General features: G+C 63.7%; 25 protein-coding genes. 15 read left to right on the forward strand and 10 right to left on the reverse strand.

All coding sequences use genetic code 11. The annotated features are described in order from the left end of the window. Positions 1–626: 626 nt before the first annotated feature. The 3 genes from OO12_RS14465 to OO12_RS14475 form a co-directional block, all read right to left on the reverse strand. Positions 627–884 (reverse strand): hypothetical protein, encoded by a 258-nt coding sequence (locus tag OO12_RS14465; protein WP_152616443.1) that lies wholly within the window; start codon positions 882–884, stop codon positions 627–629. A 38-nt stretch (positions 885–922) separates the two neighbouring features. Beyond that, entirely contained in the window at positions 923–1,402 is a 480-nt protein-coding gene (locus OO12_RS14470; protein WP_034159480.1) for an RNA pyrophosphohydrolase, read from the reverse strand. Positions 1,403–1,565: 163 nt separating this feature from the next. Next, the gene (locus OO12_RS14475) at positions 1,566–2,540 is read right to left on the reverse strand and encodes an alpha/beta hydrolase (protein WP_082006550.1); all 975 of its coding nucleotides are present in this window, start codon (positions 2,538–2,540) and stop codon (positions 1,566–1,568) included. Positions 2,541–2,604: 64 nt separating this feature from the next. Here OO12_RS14475 and OO12_RS14480 point away from each other — a divergent pair, with 64 nt between their 5' ends. The 7 genes from OO12_RS14480 to OO12_RS14510 are packed head-to-tail and all read left to right on the forward strand — an operon-like array spanning position 2,605 to position 10,837. Continuing rightward, complete coding sequence (locus OO12_RS14480; RefSeq protein WP_082006551.1) at positions 2,605–3,609, forward strand: histone deacetylase family protein; 1,005 nt, start codon at positions 2,605–2,607, stop codon at positions 3,607–3,609. A 19-nt stretch (positions 3,610–3,628) separates the two neighbouring features. Then, on the forward strand, positions 3,629–5,497 hold the full coding sequence (locus OO12_RS14485) for a 2-oxoacid:acceptor oxidoreductase subunit alpha (protein WP_034159430.1): 1,869 nt from the start codon (positions 3,629–3,631) through the stop codon (positions 5,495–5,497). Continuing rightward, positions 5,494–6,528, forward strand: coding sequence for a 2-oxoacid:ferredoxin oxidoreductase subunit beta (locus OO12_RS14490; protein WP_034159431.1), 1,035 nt, complete (start codon positions 5,494–5,496; stop codon positions 6,526–6,528). The genes OO12_RS14485 and OO12_RS14490 overlap by 4 nt, the downstream gene beginning before the upstream one ends. A gap of 31 nt (positions 6,529–6,559) precedes the next feature. Then, on the forward strand, positions 6,560–6,901 hold the full coding sequence (gene fdxA / locus OO12_RS14495; protein WP_034159432.1) for a ferredoxin FdxA: 342 nt from the start codon (positions 6,560–6,562) through the stop codon (positions 6,899–6,901). 13 nt (positions 6,902–6,914) lie between these two features. Beyond that, entirely contained in the window at positions 6,915–8,288 is a 1,374-nt protein-coding gene (locus tag OO12_RS14500; RefSeq protein WP_034159433.1) for a cryptochrome/photolyase family protein, read from the forward strand. A gap of 57 nt (positions 8,289–8,345) precedes the next feature. After that, complete coding sequence (locus tag OO12_RS14505) at positions 8,346–9,638, forward strand: SAM-dependent methyltransferase (protein WP_034159434.1); 1,293 nt, start codon at positions 8,346–8,348, stop codon at positions 9,636–9,638. A gap of 14 nt (positions 9,639–9,652) precedes the next feature. Then, entirely contained in the window at positions 9,653–10,837 is a 1,185-nt protein-coding gene (locus OO12_RS14510; RefSeq protein WP_235364803.1) for a serine hydrolase domain-containing protein, read from the forward strand. 203 nt (positions 10,838–11,040) lie between these two features. Here the strand turns inward: OO12_RS14510 and OO12_RS14515 are convergent, their stop codons facing one another. Further along, positions 11,041–11,688, reverse strand: coding sequence for a glutathione S-transferase family protein (locus OO12_RS14515; protein WP_034159436.1), 648 nt, complete (start codon positions 11,686–11,688; stop codon positions 11,041–11,043). 454 nt (positions 11,689–12,142) lie between these two features. Here OO12_RS14515 and OO12_RS14520 point away from each other — a divergent pair, with 454 nt between their 5' ends. Next, the gene (locus tag OO12_RS14520; protein WP_052215894.1) at positions 12,143–13,300 is read left to right on the forward strand and encodes a dipeptidase; all 1,158 of its coding nucleotides are present in this window, start codon (positions 12,143–12,145) and stop codon (positions 13,298–13,300) included. Between the two features lie 280 nt (positions 13,301–13,580). Beyond that, positions 13,581–13,805 carry a hypothetical protein gene (locus OO12_RS14525; protein ID WP_034159437.1) on the forward strand — a complete coding sequence of 75 codons (225 nt, stop codon included), beginning with the start codon at positions 13,581–13,583 and terminating at the stop codon, positions 13,803–13,805. A 382-nt stretch (positions 13,806–14,187) separates the two neighbouring features. Here the strand turns inward: OO12_RS14525 and OO12_RS14530 are convergent, their stop codons facing one another. Then, positions 14,188–14,898: an SDR family NAD(P)-dependent oxidoreductase gene (locus tag OO12_RS14530; RefSeq protein ID WP_034159438.1), complete on the reverse strand. Its 711-nt coding sequence runs from the start codon at positions 14,896–14,898 to the stop codon at positions 14,188–14,190. Between the two features lie 66 nt (positions 14,899–14,964). Beyond that, on the reverse strand, positions 14,965–16,437 hold the full coding sequence (gene purF, locus OO12_RS14535; protein WP_034159439.1) for an amidophosphoribosyltransferase: 1,473 nt from the start codon (positions 16,435–16,437) through the stop codon (positions 14,965–14,967). A gap of 129 nt (positions 16,438–16,566) precedes the next feature. Between purF and OO12_RS14540 the strand changes: the two genes are divergently transcribed. From OO12_RS14540 to OO12_RS14560, 5 genes are read left to right on the forward strand one after another with little or no spacing between them, the layout of a single operon-like run. Next, the gene (locus OO12_RS14540) at positions 16,567–16,815 is read left to right on the forward strand and encodes a Rho termination factor N-terminal domain-containing protein (RefSeq protein WP_034159440.1); all 249 of its coding nucleotides are present in this window, start codon (positions 16,567–16,569) and stop codon (positions 16,813–16,815) included. Positions 16,816–16,871: 56 nt separating this feature from the next. After that, positions 16,872–17,234: a phosphoribosyl-AMP cyclohydrolase gene (hisI, locus tag OO12_RS14545; RefSeq protein ID WP_034159483.1), complete on the forward strand. Its 363-nt coding sequence runs from the start codon at positions 16,872–16,874 to the stop codon at positions 17,232–17,234. Next, positions 17,231–17,734, forward strand: a complete 504-nt coding sequence (locus OO12_RS14550; RefSeq protein WP_034159441.1) for a hypothetical protein — start codon at positions 17,231–17,233, stop codon at positions 17,732–17,734. Before hisI ends, OO12_RS14550 begins: the two co-directional genes overlap by 4 nt. A gap of 37 nt (positions 17,735–17,771) precedes the next feature. Next, entirely contained in the window at positions 17,772–18,185 is a 414-nt protein-coding gene (locus OO12_RS14555) for a MerR family transcriptional regulator (protein WP_034159442.1), read from the forward strand. 10 nt (positions 18,186–18,195) lie between these two features. After that, on the forward strand, positions 18,196–19,998 hold the full coding sequence (locus OO12_RS14560; RefSeq protein WP_034159443.1) for an acyl-CoA dehydrogenase C-terminal domain-containing protein: 1,803 nt from the start codon (positions 18,196–18,198) through the stop codon (positions 19,996–19,998). Positions 19,999–20,371: 373 nt separating this feature from the next. Here OO12_RS14560 and OO12_RS14570 read toward each other — a convergent pair whose 3' ends face one another. Continuing rightward, complete coding sequence (locus OO12_RS14570) at positions 20,372–21,769, reverse strand: cell wall hydrolase (RefSeq protein ID WP_200887480.1); 1,398 nt, start codon at positions 21,767–21,769, stop codon at positions 20,372–20,374. 129 nt (positions 21,770–21,898) lie between these two features. Then, entirely contained in the window at positions 21,899–22,528 is a 630-nt protein-coding gene (locus OO12_RS14575) for a TetR family transcriptional regulator (RefSeq protein ID WP_034159485.1), read from the reverse strand. Between the two features lie 90 nt (positions 22,529–22,618). On the opposite strand from OO12_RS14575, the gene OO12_RS14580 reads away from it, so the two are divergent. Then, positions 22,619–23,284 carry an O-methyltransferase gene (locus OO12_RS14580; protein WP_034159445.1) on the forward strand — a complete coding sequence of 222 codons (666 nt, stop codon included), beginning with the start codon at positions 22,619–22,621 and terminating at the stop codon, positions 23,282–23,284. A 77-nt stretch (positions 23,285–23,361) separates the two neighbouring features. Here the strand turns inward: OO12_RS14580 and cysK are convergent, their stop codons facing one another. Then, positions 23,362–24,282, reverse strand: coding sequence for a cysteine synthase A (gene cysK, locus OO12_RS14585; RefSeq protein WP_034159446.1), 921 nt, complete (start codon positions 24,280–24,282; stop codon positions 23,362–23,364). Next, the gene (locus OO12_RS14590) at positions 24,279–25,562 is read right to left on the reverse strand and encodes an MFS transporter (RefSeq protein ID WP_034159447.1); all 1,284 of its coding nucleotides are present in this window, start codon (positions 25,560–25,562) and stop codon (positions 24,279–24,281) included. Before OO12_RS14590 ends, cysK begins: the two co-directional genes overlap by 4 nt. Between the last annotated feature and the right edge of the window lie 14 nt (positions 25,563–25,576).

Raw genomic sequence — 25,576 nt, forward strand, 5'->3', positions numbered from 1 at the left:
GTATTTGAATATATAGCATATTATTTCTGACAAGCGCGCCTTCACGCGGAGGCCGGGGCATTACGGGGCGCAATAACTATCTAATTAGTATTGTGTCCCCGAAATCGTATTGTGTCCCCGAAATCGGTGCCCCCGAAATCTTTGCGACTAAGCACCAAGCTGTCTCCACGCCCGATTAAACGCACGCACGGTGATCGCAGCCACGGTAAGCATGGACAGAATTGCCAGTACGATAAATATGCTTCCCAGACCCCCAAGCAAAAAATCGAACGCAATCGAGAGTATCTGGCATGTAATGGCAATTGCAATTAAGACATTCAGAGGGAATATGTCTCTTCGAATATCTTTGAATTTTTCAAAACGTTTATAGTAGGCATCTTACTTAATTTCGAACCTATTGTCTTCATTGCAAAATACTGATCAGGGAAAAACCAGAGCAAAATACTAAATATCGTAAAAAGACATGAAATTGCAAATGCTTGGAAAGCGCCATACTGCATGATCATGTTGTCACTTCCCACTCCCGCAGTTCATCTCCGGAGCGTCTCCAGCCACCGCAGCTACGCCGGATATTACGGGGTCAGAATATCGATTGATTGATATTGTGTCCCCGTATCCCGTTCCAGCTAGCTTCGTTTCGTCGTGGCTTCCTCCACAGCAAACAGGTGCTCGATCAAATTCAACGTCCATTGCTCGCGTCCTCGCTCGGGAACCGGAACGTCGAAGATTCGAGGATTCGTGTCGTTGGAGAGCTCCATCCAGCTGCTCGTATCGAAGATAATTCTTCGCTGATTCTTCGTGAACTCGGCATAGGGTACGACTTCCTGCCAACCGGCAGCTTCTAAAGCCACGCCAAACCAGGGGTCAGCGGAAGTGTACGACATGATGACTCCCTCGAGCGGGCGCACTTCAGATATCGCCCTTAATCCAAATAATCCGCAAACCCCGCCAGCACTTCCTCATACAGCGCCTTTTTGAACGGCACGATCACCGTGGGCAGCTCGGCCGGGTCGGTCCAGCGCCAGGCGCGGAATTCCTGGTGCTTCGTCGCGATGTCGACATCGCTGTCCGCGCCGTGGAAGCGGTACAGGAACCAGCGCTGGCGCTGGCCGCGCCATTTGCCCTTCCACACCTTGCCGATCATGTCCTCGGGCAAGTCGTAGAACAGTTCGCGGTCGATCGTCGCGATCAGGTCGACCTTGTCGGGGGTGATGCCGGTCTCCTCGCCGAGTTCGCGGATCGCGGCTTGTTCCGCCTCCTCGCCGTCATCGATTCCGCCTTGCGGCATTTGCCACGCCTCGAGCGTTGAATCGATCCGCTGGCCGACGAACACCTTGCCCTGCGCGTTGAGCAGCATCACGCCGGCGCAGGGGCGATAGGGGAGGGTTGAGAGGTCGGTCATGCGCATTCTCTATCCGTTTGCCCCGTGCCTGTCGAAGATTGTCCTGCGCCTGTCAGGCAGTTGAAACCGGCAGGGTCCATCAGTGGCGGCTCGCTTGTGGCACGGGGCTTCGACAGGCTCAGCCCGAACGGGTTTTGGTGATTTCCGGTCACCCGGTCCCGTTTCAGCCCGCCGCCTGCGCCATGACGCGGTTGGCTTCCGCTTCGGCGATGATGGTCTTGAACGCGGCCAGCGCCCCCGCGACATCGCCTTGCGCCGATGGGATCGCCTGGCGCAGCGTGACGAAGCCGTGGATATTGCCGACCGCCTCGCGATAGGTGGTCGGTACGCCGGCGGCGATCAGGGCGCCGGCATAAGCGCGGCCCTGGTCGCGCAACGGGTCGAGGCTGGCGGTCACCACCAGCGCGGGCGGCAGCCCGGCGAGCGGGCCGAGCAAGGGTGAGGCGCGGATATGAGTGCGTTCGGGCTGATAGGCGGCCTCGAACCAGTCCATGCTGTCGCGGGTCAGCAGATAGCCCTGGGCGAACTCGCCATAGGACGGGAGTTCCCGGCTCGAATCGGTCGCGGGATAGATCGGGAATTGCGCGATCACCGGGACTTTGGCCGGCGCGTCGCGGAGCGCGACAGCCGTGACGATCGAAAGATTGCCGCCCGCGCTGTCGCCGCACACGATCAGGCTGGTTGCCGAACGCCCCAGTCCGGTGGGGCTTTCCGCCACCCAGCGCGCCGCCGCCTCGCAATCGTCGGGCGCGGCGGGCCAGGGGTGTTCGGGCGCGAGGCGGTAATCGACCGAGACGACGGGCAGATCGAGCACGCGCGCGATCTCGGCGCAGAAGCTGGCATGGCTGACGATATCGCCGATGACGAAGCCGCCGCCATGATAGAATAGCACCACCGGCCCGGGCTCGCGCGACGCGCGGGCGTCGAACAGGCGGGCGGGGATCGCGCCGGCGGGGCCGGGGATCGACAGGTCGGTGACCGTCGCCAGTTCGCCCAGCGGCACGTCCGCCACGTCCTTCATCGCCACATAGAGCGCGCGTGCCGATGCGGCATCGAGCTCGTGCATCTTTGGGCCAGGCACGTTGTTGAGATAGGTCAGGAAGCCGCGGACATCGGGGCGGACGAACGGATCGGACATGAATGGCGTCTCCTGACTGGTCCGGTGCATGGCGCAGCCCGGTGTTCGCGCTTACCTAGGCATGATGATCGCCCTCGTCCATCACCCGGATTATGTCGCCCCGGCGCCGGCGCGCAGCACGTACCAATGGAACAAGAACGGGCTGATCCGCGATGTGCTGATGGCGAGCGGTGCAGCGCTGGAGTGGTTCGAGCCCGAGCCGATGCCGGTCGCCTGGCTGGAGGCGGCGCATGATGCCGATTATGTCGCCGAGGTGCTGGAGGCGCGCGTGCCCGCCAGCAAGGAGCGGCGGATCGGCTTTCCGGTCACGCCGCCGGTCGCGCGGCGAGCGGCGGTGGTGCCGGGCGGCACCTGGCTGGCGGCGCGACTGGCGCTCGAGCGTGGCTTTGCCGCCAACACTGCCGGCGGCAGCCATCATGCGCTGGCCGATACCGGCGCGGGCTTTTGCGTGTTCAACGACCTTGCCGTCACGGCGATCCGGCTGGTCGAGGAACGAACCGTCGAGCGCGTGCTGGTGGTCGATTGCGATGTGCATCAGGGCGACGGAACCGCCGCGCTGACCGCGGGACGGCCCGAGATCGCGACCTATTCGATCCATGCCGAGAAGAATTTCCCGGTGCGTAAGGCGCGTTCGACGCTGGATGTGCCGCTGGCCGATGGAGTCGGGGATGACGTCTATCTCGACACGGTGCGCGCGACGCTGGTGCCGCTGCTCGAGGAGTTTCGGCCGGATCTGGTGCTGTATCAGGCGGGGGTCGATCCGTTCGCGGGCGATCGACTCGGCCGGCTCAGCCTGACGCTGGACGGGCTGGCGCGGCGCGAGGCGCTGATCGCCGGGCTGATGATCGATCGCGGCATTCCGCTCGCCAGTACCGTGGGGGGCGGTTACGGGCTGGATGCGATGGACGTCGCGCGCCGTCATGTCAGCTCGATCCTCGCTCTTGGGGGTGCCTTTGATAAGGCGGGGGGTGAAAAGGCGGGGGGCGCTTTCGAAAAGAAGCGGTTGCACACGCCCGCGCATTTTCTACCTTGGGCTCGCAGCGTCGCGGGCCTAGACGACGCACACTGAAGTTTACAGGATGATGACAATGGCGACCGCCGTTCATGAGGTGACACCCGAAGAGGCGTCCGCCCACCCACTCGCAGAATCCGTCGTGGTTCGTTTCGCCGGCGACTCGGGCGACGGCATGCAGCTGACCGGCGGTCAGTTCACGCTGTCGACTGCGCTGTCGGGCAATGACCTGGCGACCTTCCCCGATTTTCCGGCCGAGATTCGCGCGCCGCAGGGCACGTTGTTCGGCGTCTCCGCTTTCCAGATCAATTTCGGCTCGACCGCGATCGACACCGCCGGCGATGCGCCCGACGTGCTCGTCGCGATGAACCCGGCGGCGCTGAAGACCAATGTCGAGGCGCTGAAGCCCGGCGGGCTGATCATTGCCGATGAAGGCGAATTTTCGAAGCGCAACCTCGACAAGGCGAAATATGAGGTCAGCCCGCTGACCGATGGCAGCCTGGCCAAATGGCAATTGCTTGCCTTCAACATCTCGCAGTTGACGCTCGATGCGGTGAAGCCGTTCGGGCTCGGCAACAAGGAAGCGCTGCGCTGCAAGAATATGTGGACGCTGGGGCTCGCGCTCTGGATGTTCGACCGGGATCGCCAGCCGATTATCGACTGGCTGAAGAGCAAGTTCGCCAAGGCGCCGGTACTGGCCGAAGCCAATATCGCCGCGCTCAATGCCGGCCATGCCTATGGCGAGACGGCCGAGTTGTCCGGGCCGATGAAGCAGCATCACATTGCCGCGGCGCCGGCGGAGGAGGGGCTGTATCGCACCGTCACCGGCGCCGAGGCGATCTCGCTTGGACTGGTCGCGGGCGTGCAACTCGCCGATGTGCCGATGTTCTTTGGCGGTTATCCGATTACGCCTGCCTCGGCGATCCTGCATCACCTGTCGCGGCTCAAGGAATATGGCATCACCACTTTCCAGGCGGAGGATGAGATCGCCGCGATCGCCAGTGCGATCGGCGCGTCCTATGCCGGGCAGCTTGGCGTCACCTCGTCGTCTGGCCCGGGCATTGCGCTGAAGGGCGAGGCGATGGGCCTGGCGATCATGACCGAGCTGCCATTGGTGATCGTCAATTCGCAGCGCGGCGGTCCCTCGACCGGCTTGCCGACCAAGACCGAGCAATCGGATCTTTATCAGGCGGTCTATGGCCGCAATGGCGACGCGCCGATGCCGGTGATCGCCGCGCGCTCGCCCGCCGACGCGTTTGATTGCGCGATCGAGGCGGTGCGGATCGCGGTGCAATATATGACCCCGGTGATGCTGTTGACCGACGGCTATATCGCCAATGCCGCCGAGCCGTGGAAAGTGCCCGACATGAGCACCTACGCGCCGTTCCCGGTGACCTATCTCGACCATGTGCCGGAGGGTGGCTTCTTGCCCTATGGCCGCGACGAGAAGCTGGCGCGGCCCTGGGTCAAGCCGGGTACGCCGGGCCTGCTTCACCGCATTGGCGGGATCGAGAAACAGATCGGCACCGGCAATATCGAATATGGCGCCGCCAACCATCAGAAGATGACGGAGATCCGTCGCGACAAGGTGGCGAATATCGCGATTCCCGATCAGGAGGTCGAGCTTGGCGAAGCGCGCGGCAAGCTGGCGATCGTCGGTTGGGGTTCGACCTTCGGGCCGATCCACCAGGCGGTGCGGCGCATGCGTCGCAAGGGCCATGACGTGTCGCACATCCATATCCGCCATATCTGGCCGATGCCCGCAAATCTCGGTGAGTTGTTAAAGGGTTATGACCAGATCATCGTACCCGAAATGAACACCGGGCAGCTCAAGACGGTGTTGCGCGATCAATTCCTGGTCGATGCGAAACCGCTCAACAAGATCTCCGGCCAACCCTTCATGATCTCCGAGATCGAAGCCGCCATCGAAGGTGCACTCGCATGAACGACATGACTCCCATCGCCAAGACCACGCCGAAGGATTGGGAAACCGACCAGGAAGTACGCTGGTGCCCGGGGTGCGGCGATTATGCGATCCTGAAGGCGGTGCAGCGGACCATGCCCGAACTGGGCGTGCGGCCGGAAAACACGGTGTTCGTCAGCGGCATCGGCTGCTCGTCGCGTTTCCCTTATTATATGGAGACGTACGGCTTCCACACCATCCATGGCCGTGCGCCGGCGGTGGCGACGGGGGTCAAGCTGGCCAATCCCGATCTCGATGTGTGGATCATCACCGGGGACGGCGATGCGCTGTCGATCGGCGGCAACCACACGATGCATTTGCTGCGCCGCAATCTCGATTGCCAGGTGCTGCTGTTCAACAACGAGATTTACGGCCTGACCAAGGGGCAGTATTCGCCGACCAGTCGGGTCGGCACGCGTTCGCCCTCGACCCCGTTCGGCTCGGTCGACCGGCCGGCCAGCCCATGCGCCTTCGCGCTGGGTTCGGGTGCGCGCTTCGTCGCGCGGGCGATCGATGTGAACAAGAATCTGCCCTCGGTGCTCAAGGCCGCGCACGCGCACAAGGGCGCGAGCTTCATCGAAATCTACCAGAACTGCATCGTCTATAATGACGATGTGTTCGCCAGCTTCACCGACAAGGACAAGGCGCAAGCCGGGCAGCTGTGGGTCGAGCATGGCCAGCCCTTGCTGTTCGCTGGCGGGACCAAGGGCATTGCGCTCGACCAGGAGCGGCTGGTGCTCAAGATCGTCGATGTCGTCGACGGCGACTGGGCCGCGGCGAAGGTCATCGTGCATGACCAGACCAACCGCGCCGTCGCGCATATGCTGGTCGAATTGCCGCTTGGGACCTTCCCGGTCGCGCTGGGCGTGATCTACAACGACCCGGCGCCGACGTTCGAAAGCGCGGTCGTCGCGCAGAACAAGCAGGCGTCCGAAGGCAAGAAGCCCGACCTGCAGAAATTGCTGTCGCAGGGCCAGACCTGGCAGGTCGAGAAGCAGCCACACGCGATGTGAGAGCGTGTGGTGATGGTATGAGGGACCGATCATGACGTTCGTCGTCACCGACGCCTGCATCCGGTGCAAATATATGGATTGCGTGGAAATTTGCCCGGTGGAGTGTTTCCACGAGGGCGAAAACATGCTGGTCATCAATCCGAACGAGTGCATCGATTGCGCGGCATGCCTGCCCGAATGCCCGGCCGAGGCGATTGCCCCGGATATCGAAAGCGGGCTTGAGCAATGGCTTGAGCTCAATCGGACCTTCTCGGCGCAATGGCCGGTCGTGAGCAACAAGGCCGACCAGACCCCGGCCGATGCCGATGACCACAAGGGCGAGGCCGGTAAATACGAGAAATATTTTTCCACTTTGCCGGGTGAGGGTGATTGATCCAGCGCCTGACATGAGGCGCCCGACGCTTCTCTGGCTCCGTCGCGATCTGCGTCTGCACGATCAGGCCGCGCTGATCGCAGCCACGTGCGAGGGGCCGGTCATCCCGGTTTATGTTCTCGATGACGATACGCCGAAGCATCGCAAGATGGGCGGCGCGTCGCGCTGGTGGTTGCATCACAGCCTTGAGTCGCTCGACGCCGACCTGCGCGGCAAGGGCTCGCGGCTGATCCTGCGGCGCGGCAAGTCCGCTGAGGTGTTGACCGCTCTGGCCCGTGAAACCGGTGCGACGCGGGTGCATTGCCTGCGCCATTACGAGCCCTGGTGGCGCAATGCCGAAAAGGCGGTCGCGAAATCGCTCGATCTGGTTTGCCATGACGGCAATTATTTGTTGCCGCCCGGGTCGGTGACCACGGGCGCGGGCCAGCCCTACAAGATCTATACCCCGTTCTGGCGTGCGCTGAGCGAACATATGCCGCCGCCACAGCCTGCACCGCCGCCGCATATCATCCCGGCGTCGGATCATTGGCCGGAGAGCGATCGCCTGAACGATTGGGGTTTGCGGCCGGACAAGCCCGACTGGGCAGGGGGTTTTCGCGGGGAATGGACGCCGGGAGAAGCGGGAGCCGTCGAGCGGCTCGACGATTTCATCCCGAAAGCGACGCATTACGATATCGGCCGCAACCTGCCTTCGGAAGAGTCGAGTTCACGCCTCTCACCGCATCTGCATTTCGGCGAAATCTCACCCGCGACGGTGTGGCACCATGCGCTCAAGGCGCGGGGCGACGCGACAACCTTCCTGAAGGAGATCGCCTGGCGCGATTATGCCCAGAATGTGATCCTGCAATTTCCCGATTACGGCAAAACCAATGGCCGGCCGACGCTGGACGATCTGGCCTGGCGCACCGGGGCGGAGGCCGATGCCGACCTGACGGCGTGGAAGACGGGACGGACCGGCTATCCGATCGTCGATGCCGGCATGCGTCAGCTGTGGGCGACGGGCTGGATGCATAATCGCGTGCGGATGATCGCGGCGTCGTTCCTGATCAAGCATTTGCTGATCGACTGGCGGCGCGGCGAAGACTGGTTCTGGGATACGCTGGTCGATGCCGATTACGCCAGCAACAGCGTCAACTGGCAATGGACCGCGGGCACGGGAATTGATTCGAACATGTTCGTGCGGATCATGGCGCCGTTGTCCCAATCCGAGAAGTTCGATGCCGCCGATTATATCCGCGAATGGGTGCCTGAACTGGCGGCGCTGAGCGATGCGGTGGTGCATGATCCCGACGCGTCCGGACGCCGTCCGAACGCGTATCCGGCCAAGGTCATCGGCCATCGCGAAGCACGGGAACGCGCGCTTGCGGCAGCCCGGCAGGTCAAGTGACGGTGCCGGCAAGAATCGCTTTTCGCCGCCCCGTGCCGGGTGCATGAGGCTGCGCATATGAACGCGACCGTGCCAAACAGGGGACGCCGGTTCGGGGCGCGGATGCAGCGTGAAGGACAGGGTGGAGAGGGGAAGGGCGCCTGGTTGCTCAACCGCTTCGCCTGGGCGTTTCACCGCATCCTCGACCGGATCGATCAGGGTCTGGATCAGGGCGCGATCGAGCTGTCGCTGCCCAATGGCTCGCGGCGCCTGCTTGGTGGCCGGGCGCCAGGGCCGGTGCCGGTGGTCGAACTGCGCAGCTGGCGCGCGCTGCTTCGCCTGGTCCGCAACGGCTCGGCGGGCTGGTACACCGCCTGGGTCGCGGGGGAATGGACCAGCCCCGACCCGGTGCCGTTGTTCGACCTGTTCATGCGCAACGGACGCTCGCTCGGCGATACCGCGCGGGCCGGGGGACTGACTCGCCTCGCCCGGCGAATCGGCCATCGGCTGCGTCGCAACGACAAGGCGGGCGCGCGGCGCAACATCGAATTCCACTACGATCTCGGCAATGATTTCTACAGCCTGTGGCTCGACCCGGGCATGACCTATTCGAGCGCGCTGTTCGCCGAACCGATCGACCCGGCGCAATCGCTCGAGGCGGCACAGGCGACCAAGCTGCAGGCGATGCTCGACCGCACGGCGACCCGGCCGGGCGATGCGATCCTCGAGATCGGCAGCGGCTGGGGCTCATTCGCCGAACTCGCCGCGCGGGCCGGGCGCAGGGTTCATGGCATCACGCTTTCGGCGGAACAGAAGGCGATGGTAGACCAGCGTATCGCTGATGCCGGGGCCGATGCCGAGCTGGGCGGCGTCACCGTGTCGCTGACTGATTACCGCGATGTCGCGGGCAGCTATGATGCCGTGGTCAGCATCGAAATGGTCGAAGCGGTCGGGCAGGAATATTGGCCGGCCTATCTCCGCGCCGTCGCGCGCGCGCTGAAGCCCGGCGGGCGCGCAGCGATCCAGTATATCATCATCGATGACGCGCTGTTCGAGGGCTATGCACGCAATGTCGATTTCATCCAGCGCTTCGTTTTCCCCGGCGGCATGCTGCTTTCCGAAAGCCGTTTTCGTGCGCTGGCCGAACGCAACGGGCTGGTCTGGCAGGACCGGGTCGGCTTTGGCCAGCATTATGCCGAGACGCTGCGGCGCTGGCGGGAGAATTTCGATGCGGCGGTCGCGGCGGGGAAGCTGCCGCCGGAATTCGACACGGATTTCGTGGACTTGTGGCGCTATTATCTGATGTACTGCGAAGGCGGCTTTCGCGGCGGCGGTATCGACGTCGCGCAAGTGACGCTGATAAAACGATAAAAGGGGAGATGAGGATGCGGCGGCTGGCGATATTGGGCGCGATGGCGCTGGCGGGATATGCGACTCACATCGAAACCAGCACTGCCCAGGCGGTCGAATCGCCCGATGTCCGCCTGTCGACCGGCGATGCGGACAAATTGCGCAGCGCGGGTGCGACCATCCTGTTCTGGTCGCAGGCGCAGCGCGATCAGAATTTCCCGGCGATGGAGAAGCTGTTTCCCGGCCATGTCGTCAGCGCGGGCGGCAAGGTCCATCCCTTGCCGCAGGGCAAGCCGCTGCCGCTCGATGCGGCGGCGGTCGACGCCTATATGGCGGCGCAGAATGTCGCCGGGCTGATCGTGCTCCAGGACGGCAAGGTCCGGCTCGAACGCTATGCCCGCGGCTATTCGGCCGAGGGGCGCTACACCTCCTTCTCGGTCGCCAAGTCGTTCAGCTCGACCCTGGTGGGAGCGGCGATCCGCGACGGCTATATCAAGTCGGTGTCGGAGCCGGTGACCAGATACATCCCGGAGCTGGCCGGCAGCGGCTATGACGGCGTGACCATCAAGCAGCTGCTGACGATGACGTCGGGCGTCAAATGGAACGAGAACTACACCGATCCGAAATCCGACGTTGCGACCATGTATGCGAAGCCGGTGCCGGCCGGTGTCGATCCGACCGTTGCCTATATGCGCACCTTGCCGCGCGAAACGCCGCCGGGCGAGAAATGGGTCTACAAGACCGGCGAGACCAATTTGATCGGCGTGCTGGTGAAAAAGGCCACCGGCAAGCCGCTGGCGACCTATCTCAGCGAGAAGCTGTGGAAGCCGTACGGGATGGAGCGCGACGCGTTCTGGATGGTCGACCAGTCGGGCCAGGAAATCGGCGGCTGCTGCCTGTCGGTCTCACTGCGCGACTATGCGCGGATGGGCCAGCTGGTGCTGGACGGCGGCAAGGGCATCGTACCCAATGGCTGGTTCGCGGATGCAACCCGCGCGCAGGTCACAACCTCACCGGGTTATGGCTATGGCTATCAATGGTGGACCTATCCCAATGGCCATTTCGGTGCGCAGGGGATTTTCGGCCAGAGCATCTTCATCGATCCGGCAAAGAAGATCGTCATCGCGGTATCGGGCGCCTGGCCCAGGGCGACCGGTGACGATCTGAAGACCGAGCGGGCGGTGTTTCAGCTTCGGGTGATCGAGGCGGCGGGGAAATAGGGTACGCGCCATGCTGAAACTGTTTCAGGGTTCAGTCGCGGGTTTGTAAATTCGAGCAAGATGACATTTGATTGAACCGCCGCCGTCATCCCCGCGAAAGCGGGGATCCCGCTTCTTCTTCCAAGTACGAGCAAGGTAGCGGGATCCCCGCTTTCGCGGGGATGACGGTTGGAAGCCCCGTAAAGTCGTCAGACTCTTATGCCTCAACCGTCCGACGGGGCGTTGATCGCAAGTTGCGCGGCGAAGGAGCGGATATAGGCAGGCCGGGCTTCGCCGCGCGCCACATAGGCCGCCAGGTTCGGATATTCGTCCAGAATGCCCGACATTCTGAGGCGGAGCAGCACGGAGACCATCAGCAGATCACCCGCACTGAACGCACCATCGAGCCAGTCCGCGGCACCAAGATGCGCCGAGAGTTTGTCGAGCCGGGCGCGGACACGGTCCATTACCAGCGGCAGGCGCGCGTCGCTCCAGGGCTTGTCGCCTTCGAATATCTTTGCTGTGGTCAGGTCGAGGATCGGCGGCTCGACGGTGTTCAGTGCGGCAAATATCCAGGTGATCGCGCGGGCGCGGGCATCACGATCGCCGGGCAGAAGGCCCGCATGCTGCTCGGCAAGATGAAAGACGATCGCGCCGGTTTCGAACAGCGCAAGCGAGCCTTCCTCATAGGTGGGGATCTGGCCGAAGGGATGGATGGCGAGATGGTCGGGCGCCTTCATCCCGGCAAAGGAAACGAGCCGAACCTCATAGGGCTGGCCCACTTCCTCGAGCGCCCAGCGCACGCGCGTATCGCGCGCCAGTCCCTTGCCGCCATCGGGCGATCGTTCGAATGCCGTGATCGTGATTGTCATCGCATCGGTTTCCTTGCCTGGGCGAGTTCCTTCGCCTTTCTATCGTGACGACGAACGAGCTTTCCGGAAATCGACAGCGGTTTTTGAATTATTTTCAGTGCCGGGCGCGGATCGCGAATGCCCGTCCTTGCGCGCGAGCGCCCTGAACGCGAATCGGGCATCATGGTGGCGATGTCTGGTGGGAAGCGGTCTGTCCGCTTTGGATCGCCGAACCGACGTTTCCTGCCATTCGTTCAGCCAAGCCGTTGCGGCAGCTATGCGCCTTCATTGTCGCCGTTGTGCGGTGGTCGGCCGCTTCTCAAAAGCGGCCGTTTGACCCTCCCTTCTTAGAATGTCCCCAAAAAGGGTCGAAGGCAGACCTGCCATTGGAGGCGTGCCTTATCTCGCGCGGTGATCACGTTAACTCGCTCTGCGCCTACACGGGTAAGTCGTTCTTGCCCGCATTGCTGGATTAATGCAGCGTGTGGATGAAAAATGGGGGCTGCGGATGATCTTCAATAGAAGGCAAATGCTGGCGAGCGCGGGGGCAGCGGCGTTCACCGGGCCAGGGATCGCGAAATCGCAGATGGGCGCGGCGACCTGGTATGACCGGGCCATTGTGATCGACGCCCTTGGCGGGCTCAACGATCCCTACGCTGCCGAGGGCATTTCTCGCCTGACGGACCGCGCCTACGCTGAAATGATGCAGACCGGCGTCACCGTCCTGCGCGACACAGTGTTTCCAGTTGGCAATACCCCCGACCCGTGGAGTGACTATCAGAAAGCGATCGGTAATTTCCGCGAAAATTTCTCGGCCAATCCCGATCGGCTGTTACAGGTCCGCACCGCAGCCGACATCCTGAAGGCGAAGCGTGAAAGCAAGTTCGGCGTCATCGTCGGTACACAGGACAGTTGCATGGTCAGCGCCGATCTCGACCGCTTGGCGCAGCTCAAAAAGGACGGGGTGATGACCGTCCAGCTGACCTACAACAATGGAAACCTCGCTGGTGATGGTTCGCTCGAGCCCCGGGACGCCGGTCTTACCAAGCTGGGCCGCCGGACAATCGAGCGGATCGAGGCGGAGAAGCTACTGCTCGATCTTAGTCACGGCGGCGCACGGACGATGGCTGAAGCCGCTTCCGTAGCGCAGCGGCCTCTGGTGATCAGCCACACCGGCGCACGAGCATTGACCGATCATCCGCGCAATACCTCGGATGCAACGATCCGTGCGGTGGCCAACAAAGGCGGGGTGGTCGGCGTCTATTTCATGCCGTTTCTGTCGGCCAGTATGAGGCCGACCGGCGCCGAACTGGTCGCGCACGTCGAGCATGTCGCCAACGTGGCGGGCGAGGATCATGTCGGTATCGGCACCGACAACGGAGTGATGCCGACCATGCTCGACGAGAAAACCAAAAAAAGCATGGACGACTGGACTCGAGAGCGGATCAAACAAGGCATCGCTGCGCCGGGTGAAGCACCGGGAGTGTATACTCTGGTTGCTGACTACAACAGCATCGACCGCTACCGCCGCCTGGCCCTCGATCTCGAACGGCGGGGGTGGAGCCAAGGGCGACTTGAGAAATTGATGGGCGGCAATTTCCTGCGCGTGTATCGCGAGGCTTGGGGCGGCTAGATCTCAAAAGGTAGCGTACCGCGACGCCGGTGAAGCAAGTCTTTCAGCTAAGGGTCGCTAGCGCCGGCCGCTGACAGAAATGCGCCCTAATTTCTGTCATTCGGCTGACCGAATTTAATTACCGAAAGCTGCCGCTGTCGCCACCGGATGGCGGCCGTGCGAGACGCGGCGCGCGCGAGGCAATCAGCGGGTCGCGGAACAGTTTAGCCTAGATGCGCGTGCTTCCGATCACCTAGGCCGCAGGATCGTCGGTCGAAGGGCTGCAACCGAGGCGGGCTGCATGCTGGGCATCGTGTCAGTTGTCTGGCAACCGCTAGTCGCACAGGGGACAAGCGTGAAGCACAAGTCGATCGATCTGGCCTCCGAGGTCAAGCGCGCCACGCTGCCGGAGGGGCTGCACGGGTTTCTCTTCCCCTTGTTCGAGGCGGTGTCCAACTCACTTTTTTGTGTGCGACGAACCCGTCGTCAAGACTGGCTCGATCGCATGTGCAGTCAGTTCGATTAGAATTAATTCAAGCAGGTGTTTCCGACGCGAGGATTAGGATTGCAGGTCGATGCGGGAGACGCCTTCGCCACCCTCCAGTAAGCGAAGCCGCTAAAGACGCGGTTGTCGTTATCGTCAGCCCGAACGGCAGCTAACCACGAGGTCGAGCCGTTCCGAGCGGTTCGAAGAGCGTCGTAGCGCTGCATGAACGGACGGCGGCTTTCGGGACCTGCCCCGATTGGGTTGAATGTCGTGAAGTGGGCGACTGCCGGAGGGCTGCTTTACGCGGGACTGATCCCGCCGTCTTGCCCCGGACTCAGCAGAAGAAGCGGGATTCCCGCTTTCGCGGGAATGACGGTGGTGGGGGCGTCAGAGGTCGTTCTGTTCCAGGTTGACGTCCTGGTCAGTCGATCCGCTCGAAATGGCCGGTGTCGAAATCCTCGGCGATCAGCGCGACGATCCGGTCGGCCACGACCTGCGGTTCCTTGACCGATGCCGGATCCTCGCCCGGATAGGCGCGCGCGCGCATTGCGGTGCGGGTCGCGCCGGGGTCGATGATCGCGGTGCGGATCGAGCTGATGCGCTGCATCTCGTCACCATAAGCCGCGATCAGCGTTTCGAACGCCGCCTTGGACGCGCCGTACAGGCCCCAGAAGGCGCGCGGCTTGCGTCCGACGCTGGAGGTGATGCCGAGCAGGCGGGCGCGCGGCGATTTGCGCAGCATCGGGTCGAACGCGGCGATCAGCGCGGCCTGAGCGCTGACGTTCAGCGTCAGGACCTTGGCCAGTTCCTTGGCGTCGATCGCCGGGACCGGCGCGAGGCTGCCGAGCATGCCGGCATTGAGCACCATGATGTCGAGCTGTTCCCAGCGTTCGCCGATCGCCGCGCCAAGCCGCGCGATGCTGTCGGTCTCGGTCAGGTCGAGTGGCGCGATCGTCGCACTGCCGCCGGCATCGAAGATCGCGGTCTCGACTTCTTCCAGGTCCTTTGCGGTCCGCGCGGTCAGCACGACATGCGCCCCCGCCGCGGCCAGCGCCCGGGCGGTCGCCGCGCCGATCCCGCGGCTGGCGCCAGTGACGAGTGCGATCTGATTGGCAAAGGGCTTGTCGGTCATCAGTCTTCCTCCGCCACCCCGCGCCGCTCACGGGCCGGGGATCAGCGTGACGTTTGAGAATTTGGCTTAGCTGACCCGCTCGGCCAGCAGCGCGAACTGGTCGACCGAAGCGACATCGTCGTGATCGGTCAGCATGGTCGGATAATCGCCGGTAAAGCAGGCGTCGCAATGGCTTGGCCGCGTGTCCGAGCGCTTCGCTTCGCCCAGCGCCTTGTACAGGCCGTCGATCGACACGAACGCCAGACTGTCGGCCTGGATATAGGTGTTCATCTCATCGATGTTCATGTTGGCGGCGAGCAATTTGGCGCGTTCGGGTGTGTCGACGCCGTAGAAGCAGCTGTGCCGGGTCGGGGGGCTGGCGATGCGCATATGCACCTCGGCCGCGCCGGCGTCGCGCATCATCTGCACGATCTTCAGGGAGGTCGTGCCGCGCACGATCGAATCGTCGATCAGCACGATGCGCTTGCCCTTGATCAGCGCGCGATTGGCATTGTGCTTCAGCTTGACGCCGAGATGGCGGACTTCGTTGTTCGGCTGGATGAAGGTGCGGCCGACATAGTGCGAGCGGATGATGCCGAGCTCGAACGGAATGCCCGATTGCTGGGCATAGCCGAGCGCGGCGGGCGTGCCGGAATCGGGCACCGGAATGACCAGATCGGCATCGACCGGGCTTTCGATCGCCAGCTGAGCGCCGATTTCCTTGCGCACGGTATAGACGCTGCGGTCCTCCGAGATCGAATCGGGGCGCGAGAAATAGACATATTCGAAGATGCACGGCCGCGGCTCGGTCGGCGCGAAAGGGCGATGCGACGACACGTCGCTGCCCTTGACGATGACCAGCTCGCCCGGATCGATCGAGCGGACAAAGGTTGCGCCGACCACATCGAGCGCAACGGTTTCGGAGGCGAAGATGATCGTCTCGCCAAGCTTGCCCATCACCAGCGGGCGGATGCCGAGCGGATCGCGGCACGCGATCATGCCCTCCGGCGTCATCACGATCAGCGAATAGGCGCCCTCGACCCGCTTCAGCGCGTCGATGAACTTGTCGACAAAGGTGCGGTAGTTGGAAGTGGCGACGAGGTGGATGATCGTCTCGGTGTCCGAGGTCGACTGGAAGATCGACCCGCGCCGCACCAGGTCGCGCCGCAGCCGCATCGCGTTCGAGATGTTGCCGTTATGCGCGATGGCGAAGCCGCCCGAGGCCAGGTCGGCATAAAGCGGCTGCACGTTGCGCAGCGCGGTTTCACCGGTGGTCGAATAGCGCACATGGCCGCAGGCGACATTGCCACGCAGGGCGTTCATGATCGCCGGGCTGTCGAAATTGCCCGCGACATGGCCCATCGCACGGTGGGTATGGAATTCGGCGCCGTCGAAACTGGTGATTCCCGCCGCCTCCTGGCCACGGTGCTGCAGCGCGTGCAGGCCGAGCGCGACAAGCGCGGCGGCGCCATCGCTGCCCGAGGCGCCAAAGATGCCGCACTCTTCGCGCAGCTTGTCCCCATTTGCATCGGGGAGATCGAACGGATTGGTTGTCAGCATGGCGCCCTTCGGGGGAGTAAGCGGCGCCCGCCATATAGGCATGCGATCCGCGTTTGTCGCGTTTTTGTCACATCGATGCGGAGCATTTTGCCGCATCGGCGGTTTTCCGTGGATCAGGAGGCACTTAACATGGCCGAAGATCACGGCCCGACGGTCCGGGACGACAAACTCTATGAGGATTTGCGCCGCGACGGCGCGTCGAAGGAGAAGGCGGCGCGCATTGCCAATGCCAAGGCGGCCGGCACGCTGGCCCATCGCGGCACGCAGTTGGAGGACCGCAGCAAGGCGGATCTGCTGAAGGAAGCGCGCGAAATCGGCATCGACGGCCGTTCGAAGATGGACAAGGGCGACCTGGTCAGGGCGATTCGCGCGGGATGATCCTTGGGGAGTGAGCCCGGCTTTCGTCCACGCCGCGCCCGGCGTATGGCTTGATCATGCCCGATTCCCGCGACACCGGCCTTGAGCTGAACCCCAAATATGATGCGAACGGCCTGATCACCGCCGTCGCCACCGACCGTGCGACCGGCGAGCTGCTCATGCTCGCGCATATGAATGCCGAGGCGCTGGCCGCGACGATCGCCACAAGAGAGGCGCATTTCTGGTCGCGCAGCCGGGGCACGCTGTGGAAAAAGGGCGAGACGTCGGGGCATGTCCTGCACGTCACCGACATCCGCATCGATTGCGACCAGGACGCGGTGTGGCTGATCGTCGATGCCGTGGGGCCTGCCTGCCATACCGGGGAGCGCAGTTGCTTCTATCGCCGGATCGATGGTGACGCGTTGAGCCCGGTGGCGTGAAGCGCGCCCTGATCATGCTGCTCGCGCTGGCCGCATGCTCGCGCCAGCCCGAGACGCCGGCCAAGGCGAAGACGCCGGCAAGCGGGCTGGAAGCGGCAGCGATCGAAGCGGGCGTGATTTCCGATCCCGACAGCACCGATATCACCGGGCTCTACGCGCGCGATACCGACCGCGTGTGCATCGTTCCGACGGCGACCGCGTACCGGATTGGCGTGTTCGTCGATTATGGCGATCAGAATTGCGGCGGCACCGGCGTCGCCACGCGTGTCGGTGAGACGTTGACGCTCGATTTCCCGACCGCGCCGGGATGCAGTTTCGATGCGCGATTCGAAGGGGATCATATCGCGTTCCCCGGCAAGGTGCCCGACGCCTGTGCCAGATTATGCGAGCGCCGCGCGTCGCTCGCCGCGCTCGATGTCGACCGGCTCAGCGAGTCGGTCTCCGAAGCGTCGACCTTGCGTGACGGCAAAGGCAAACTGCTCTGCAGCGGCGGCAATTGACATTGACGTTCACGTAAGCGGCATTTAGTACAGCGGCATGTCGACCGTCGCCGCCTATGCCGTCGTTCCGCAACGTTCAGATCGCGATCATTTTTCGATCTCCGATCTGTCCGCCGAATTCGACGTGACCGCCCGCGCTTTGCGTTTCTATGAGGATGAAGGGCTGATCGCCCCGGAGCGGCGCGGCACGACGCGAATCTATTCGCACCGCGATCGCGCCCGGCTCGCCTGGATTCTGCGCGGCAAGCGTGTCGGCTTCTCGCTGACCGAAATCCGCGAGATGATTGACCTTTACGACATTGGCGACGGCCGCAGGGCGCAGCGCCAGGTCACGATCGAACGCTGCCGCGAGCGCGTCTCGCTGCTCGAATCGCAGAAGCGCGACATCGACGCGGCGATTGCCGAATTGAACGAGTTCGTCACCGTTCTCGAAAATAACCAGCAAGGCTGAAGGACTTACAATGCCGCAATATACGCCCCCCGTCCGCGACGTGCGCTTCATCCTTGAACATGTCGTCGGGCTTGATCGTTATGCCAATCTGCCGGGTTTCCAGAACGCGACCCCGGACGTGGTCGATGCGGTGCTCGATGAGGGCGGGAAATTCGTCGCCGAAGTGTTGTTCCCGCTCAACCATTCGGGTGACCAGGAAGGCTGTACGCGTCACGAAGACGGTAGCGTCACCACGCCGGCCGGCTTCAAGCAAGCCTATCAGGCGTTCGTCGAGTCCGGCTGGGGCACCTTGTCGGCACCGGAGGCTTTTGGCGGCCAGGCCATGCCGCACGTCGTGTCGACCGCGTTCCAGGAATTCATGATCTCCTCGAACATGGCCTTTGCCATGTATCCCGGCCTGACGCATGGCGCGATCGCCGCGCTACTGGTCAAGGGCACACCCGAGCAGCAGGCGAAGTACGTCCCCAACATGGTGTCGGGCAAATGGGGCGGCACCATGAACCTGACCGAGCCGCAATGCGGCACCGATCTCGGCCTGATCCGCACCCGCGCCGAGCCGCAGGCCGATGGCAGCTATGCGATCACCGGCACCAAGATTTTCATCTCGTCGGGCGAGCATGACCTGACCGAGAACATCATCCATCTCGTGCTGGCCAAGACGCCGGGCGCGCCGGACAGTTCGAAGGGCATTTCGCTGTTCGTGGTGCCGAAGTTCATGGTCAATGACGACGGATCGCTCGGCGCGCGCAATGCGGTGTCGTGCGGCTCGATCGAGCATAAGATGGGCATCCACGCCAATTCGACCTGTGTGATGAATTATGACGGCGCGACCGGCTGGCTGGTCGGCGACGAGATGAAGGGCCTGGCCGCGATGTTCATCATGATGAACGCCGCGCGCCTCGGCGTTGGCCTGCAGGGGCTGGCGGTCGGCGAGACCGCTTATCAGAACGCGGTGCAATATGCGCATGACCGCCGCCAGGGCCGCGCGCTGACCGGGCCGAAGGAACCGAACGAAAAGGCCGACACGCTGTTCGTCCATCCCGACATCCGCCGCATGCTGATGGACGGCAAGGCGCTGACCGAAGGATTGCGCGCCCTGTGCCTGTGGGGGGCGCTGCAGGTCGATCTCGAACATGCCGCCGCGACCGATGAGGAAAAGCAGCTTGCCGCCGACCTGATCGGCCTGCTCACCCCGGTGATCAAGGGGTATGGCACCGACAAGGGCTATGACATCGCGACCAACGCGCAGCAGGTCTATGGCGGCCATGGCTACATCGCCGAATGGGGCATGGAGCAATATGTCCGCGATGCGCGCATCGCGATGATCTATGAAGGCACCAATGGCGTGCAGGCGATGGATCTGGTCGGCCGCAAGCTCGCCCAGAATGGCGGCCGCGCGGTGCAGGCGTTCTTCAAGGTCATCGCCGACGATGTGGCGGCGGGCAAGGCCGATCCGGCCACTGAAGCCTTTGCCACCGCGCTCGAAAAGGCCGCCGGCGAGCTGCAGGCCGCGACGATGTGGTTCATGCAGAACGGGATGCAGAATCCCGACAATGTCGGCGCCGGCGCACATAGCTATATGCACATCATGGGCATCGTCGCGACCGGCCTGATGTGGCTGCGCATGGCCCGGGCGGCAGTGGCGCTGAAGGCGGCGGGCGAGGGCGATGCCGCCTTCCTCGACGCCAAGCTGGTGACGGCGCGCTATTTCGCCGAGCGCATCATGCCCGATGCCGGCGCGCTGCGCCGCAAGATCGAAGGTGGTGCCGAAGCATTGATGGCCTTGCCGCCCGAGATGTTCGCGGCAGCCTGAACGGGCGGACGGCTAAATCAGCATGACCATCGCTTAACCCGCCACCGTCATTCCCGCGAAAGCGGGAATCCCGCTTCTTCTTCTCAGTGCGGGGCAAGGCAGCGGGATCAGTGCCGGGTTGAACATGCCCCGCATGTTCAAGGATCGTCCGGGGGACGATCCGACCCGGCGCTCTTTCGCGGGTATGACGAAGAAGAGTTACCGGAAGTCATCTGGCTCTAAAGGCTTTTTGGTGCAGCACCTCCGGGTGCTGCACCGGGCCTTATTCGTGTGTGCCTCGATGGTGCCGGCAAATGCGGCCAATGTCAGCCACAACAGGCGCGTCGTGGGGACGGTGACGATCACGAGCAGACCCTTTGCCGGAACGGGGTGATCAACGTGGCTGCGGCAATCCCGGCGATATGCTTCCGGTTTTGGGTGCAGGTGCTGTGGTTGGCTGCGCGCCGGGTTTTACCATGGGCGCACTGGCGTCGGCGCGGCGTCGCACGCCGGTCAGGCCGTCCGTTGCGGGTTTCAGCGTGGTCGACAGCGGCGGCGGCAGGACCCGCGCGCCGGGCAGGCTTTCGAGTTTGAAAGTCTCGGTCGGGCGAGCCACCGGCACGAACACCTGCAGCTTCATGCACTGGCTCAGATCGTTGCGGCGATACTCGGCGCAATTCCACAAGGCCTTGTCATAGCCCCTGGCGCGGTCGCGCAGATAGCTGAACGACATCGCAGCAACCTGGCTCGATTGCAGCGGCAATGCGGCCGGCGTCTTCGCCTTGCTGTTCCACGCCATGACCTTGCAATAAGGGCGTTCGCCACAGGTCGCCGATGCCAATGCGGCAAAGCTTTCCGGCGGCATTTTCGCGTCGAGCGTGACCAGGAAGCTATTCGTGTCGGTCGCGATCGGCGGGGGCAGGGCGCCGGCCAGGGTGGCGCCCTCGACCGTCGCGGTGGCGGCCTCGACCAGCGCCGCGCCCATGCGATGCGCGTCGGACAGCGCGGCGAGCTTCGCGATCACCGGTTCGCTCGACAGGACATGCCGGCCGAATGCGGGGGGCGTGCCCCACCAGCCGGTCCAGCGGAAGAACAAATGGGTGCGGATCTTGGTGACCTTGTCGAGGCTCGAACTCCAGTACGGCACCACCCAATCGGTATGGTAATGCGTTGCATAGCCGACCGGCTTGAACACCGATCCGGTCAGCGCCAGCGTCGCGGTTTCCCGTGCCCGCTTCCATGCGTCGTCCGACCAGCGGTGCCGGACCAGCGCGCCGTCGCAGGTAAAGGTGAACTGACAGCCGGTGCTGCGTTCGGCCCCCTGGAACACCACGCCGCAAATCGTCTTGGGAAAGGCCGGGTGACGGGTGCGATTGATGACGACCTGTGCCACCGACCGCTGACCGAGCGTGTCGTCGCCCGCTTCGTACAGAACTGCGGCGGCCATGCAGTCGACCGCGCGTGCCCTGTCTTCATCGGTGCCGCCCAGCGCGAACGGCCGTGCCGCCGGATTGGGCGCGGTCGAATAAGGGACGGTCGCATTGAAGCTGCGCGCGTCGTCGGGCGGGAGGTCCTGATAGCTGAGCGGCTCGACCGCCGGCAGCTCGGTCTGCGGCACGATGCGCTGTGGCGGCATCGCGATATGGCGATGCGGGCGGACCGGCGGCGCAACGGTGACGATCAACGCCGGCACGGCAAGCGCGGCGATGGCGAGCACGGCGAGCAACAACCGGAGCCCGATGCTTGCTGGCGCGGCGATTCGCGCACGGGTGGCGGTGAGGGTGTCAGTCATGGGGAATGGCTCAGCAGCGGTCGGTCTGGAGCGGGAAGGGGGTCACGGTCGGCTCCTGGCGGATCGGGCAGCGCGCCTTAGCGCAGAATGCCGGGAATGAGAAATCGGCATGGCGCCGCGATCCCGATCTCAACATTCGAGGTCCCTGAGATAGGCGCAGAACATATCGGCCATCGCATCGGCATAGGTGGCGATTTCCGCGGCGGTTCGCGGACTCTCCGAAAATTGCTTTCCGACCTTGGCGAGCGTCGTTCCGATCAGGTCGCCGGCCAATGCGCGATTCGCGTCTGAAGCCCCGGGCAGCGCTTCACGCATAAAGGCCTGGATAATGCGGTCGCCCGTCGCCCTGACCGCTTGTGCCTCGGGCGCATCGCGATAAAGCGGGGCGGCGTCGTTGAGCGCCACGCGCATTTCGGCCTCGTCGCATTCCGAGCGGATGAAGGCGTGTACCAGGATGCGCAGCCGATCCAGCGGCGGCTTCGGAAAATCTTCGAGGATGCTGCGCAGCATTCCGGTCGTCTGGCCCCATTCGTCACTTTGGAGCCGGAAGAGGATCGCCGCCTTGTTGGGGAAATACTGGTACAGCGACCCGACACTGACTCCCGCTTTCTCGGCCACGCGCACCGTGGTGAATCGCTGCGCGCCTTCCTTCGCCAAAACCTGAACCGCGGCCTCCAGAATCGCCGCGACAAGGTCGTTCGAGCGGGCCTGTTTGGGCTGTTTTCGCGAGGATATCCGGGCATTTCGGTGATCGGTCATGGCGGTGTGCGGCAATGCGAATAGGAAACGCGAAGGATTATTCGTATTTTTGGCGCAGCGCAACAACGCGCTCACAGACCGGAGTTACGCATGTCCATCCTGACCACCAAACCGCTCGCGCCGCTGCTCGATCGCCTGTTCGAAGAGGCGAAGGCGGCGTCCCCGGCGGACAGCCCCGCACTGGCCGATCTCTCCTCCGAGGAGCGATCGCGTCTCATGCGGAGCAAGACCGACTATATCGATCTTTACGGACGCCTGAAGGATCTGCCGCTGCCGATTTCGCGCGAGACCGGTGCATTGCTGTACATGCTGGCGCGCGGCTGCGGCGCGCGGACGATCGTCGAATTCGGGACGTCGTTCGGCATTTCGACCCTGCACCTTGCCGCCGCGCTGCGCGACAATGGCGGCGGTGTGCTGATCACCAGCGAGTTCGAGCCATCCAAAGTGGCGCGGGCGCGGGATAATCTGACCGCCGGCGGCCTGATCGACCTGGTGGAGATCCGGGTGGGGGACGCGTTGCAGACGTTGAGCATCGACCTGCCCGATACGATCGACCTGGTCCTGCTCGATGGCGCCAAGGCGCTCTATTCCGACATTCTGAACCTGGTCGAGAGCCGCCTGAAGCCGGGTGCATTCATCGTCGCCGATAATGCCGATTACAGCCCCGATTATCTGGCACGCGTGCGCGCGCCCGGAAACGGCTATCTGTCCACGCCATTCGGCGATGATGTCGAGCTGTCGATGCGGATCGGCTGAAGTCGATCCCAGTTACATGCTCGCGGCGGCGAGGTGGGACGATCGTCCCACCTCGCCGCCGCGAGCAAATTTGCGGCTCAGCTTTCCGGCAGGAAGTCCGGCACCGACAAATAGCGCTCACCGGTGTCGTAGTTGAAGCCGAGCACGCGGACATTCGCCGGCAGCTCGGCGAGCTTCTGCTGAATTGCCGCGAGCGTCGCGCCCGAACTGATCCCGACGAGCATGCCTTCCTCGGTCGCGGCGCGGCGTGCGAAATCCTTGGCGGCGCCGGCCTCGACCTTGATCGCGCCGTCGATCGCCTGAGTGTGGAGATTGGCCGGCACAAAGCCTGCGCCAATGCCCTGGATCGGGTGCGGGCCGGGCTGACCGCCGGAAATCACTGGTGAGGCTTCGGGCTCGACCGCATAGACTTTGAGGTCCGGCCATTCCTTCTTAAGCGTCTCGGCGACGCCAGTGATATGGCCGCCGGTGCCGACGCCGGTGATGATCACGTCGATCGGCGAATCGCGGAAGTCGTTGAGGATTTCCTGCGCCGTGGTGCGAGTATGAACCGCGATATTGGCCGGGTTCTCGAACTGTTGCGGCATCCAGGCGCCCGGCGTCTGGTCGACCAGCTCGAGTGCGCGCTCGATCGCGCCCTTCATGCCCTTTTCGCGCGGCGTCAGGTCGAAGGTGGCACCATAAGCCAGCATCAGGCGGCGGCGCTCCAGCGACATGCTTTCCGGCATCACGAGGACCAGCTTGTAACCCTTGACCGCGGCGACCATCGCCAGGCCGACGCCGGTATTGCCGCTGGTCGGTTCGATGATCGTGCCGCCGGGCTTCAGGTCGCCCGATGCTTCCGCCGCCTCGACCATGGCGAGCGCGATGCGATCCTTGATCGATCCGCCCGGGTTCGAGCGCTCCGACTTGATCCACACTTCGCGGTCGGGGAACAGCTTGCCCACGCGGATATGCGGGGTGTTACCGATCGTCTCGAGGATCGTGCTGGCTTTCATCGTGCTGCCTCCATCTCAATGTCTGCGGCGTCGCGCGCCGTCTCGGGTGGATCGAAAGTCTTTGCGTTGCGGATGCTGGGGAAGAGATAGGTCCACAGGATCGTGACCACAATCGCCCCGCCGCCGCCAACCAGCACTGCGCCGACCGGACCCAGTCCTGCGGCGAGGAACCCGGATTCGGCTTCGCCCAGTTCATTGGAGGCCGAAACGGTCAATTGCGAGACGGCGCCGACCCGGCCGCGCTTGTCGTCCGGCGTGTAGAGCTGGATCAGCGACTGGCGGATATAGACCGAGAACATGTCGGCCGCGCCGGCCACCGCGAGCGCGATCAGGCTGAGCGCCATGATCTGCGACAGGCCGAAGACGATCGTCGCGGTGCCATAAACCAGCACCGCCACCAGCATCTTGGGGCCGACATTGGTCTTGAGCGGGCGGAACGAGAAGAACAAGGCGACGATCGAGGCGCCGACGGCGGGTGCCGCGGCGAGCGCGCTCAACCCCTGCGGGCCGACCTTCAATATGTCATGCGCATAGATTGGCAGCAGCGCGCTCGTGCCAGCCATGAACACCGCGAACAAGTCGAGCGTGATGGTGCCGAACACCATCTTGTTCTGCCACACATAGGTCAGGCCATCGACGATCTGCTTCAGCGGATGGGCGTTGCCGACGGCGATGCTGCGCGGCACCTTGCCGATCAGGAACACGCAGACCAGGGCAATGGCGAACAGCGCGCTGGCGAGCCAATACGCGCCCGACGGCGTGACCGCATAAGCGAAGCCGCCGACCGCCGGGCCGATGATCGTCCCAACCTGCCACGAGATCGAACCGAGCGCGATCGCGGTCGGCAGCACTTCGCGCGGGACGAGATTAGGGGCGAGCGCACCGAAGGCCGGGCCGGCAAAGGCACGGGCGAGTCCCAGGAACACTGCGACCGCGAACAGCACCGGCAAGGTCATTGCGCCATCGAGCGTGACCGAGGCGAGGATCAGCGCACAGGAAAGCTGCAGCATTACGGTCACGCGGGTGATCCAGCGGCGGTCGAAGCGGTCGGCGACCCAGCCGCTGATCGGGGTGGTCACGAACAGCGGTATGAATTGCAGCAGGCCGATCAGCCCGAGCTGCACCGCGGCGACGCTGGGCGACATGGTCTGGCGCGCAATGGTGTAGGTCTGCCAGCCGATCACGATGATCATCGCGTTCTGCGCGATCGTCATGGCGAAACGCGCCGCCCAATAGGCGCGGAAATTGGCGATGCGGAACGGGTGCGGGGCTGAGGCCATTGCCGAGACCTTTA

The sequence above is a fragment of the Sphingomonas sp. ERG5 genome, from assembly GCF_000803065.1.
Lineage (GTDB): Bacteria > Pseudomonadota > Alphaproteobacteria > Sphingomonadales > Sphingomonadaceae > Sphingomonas.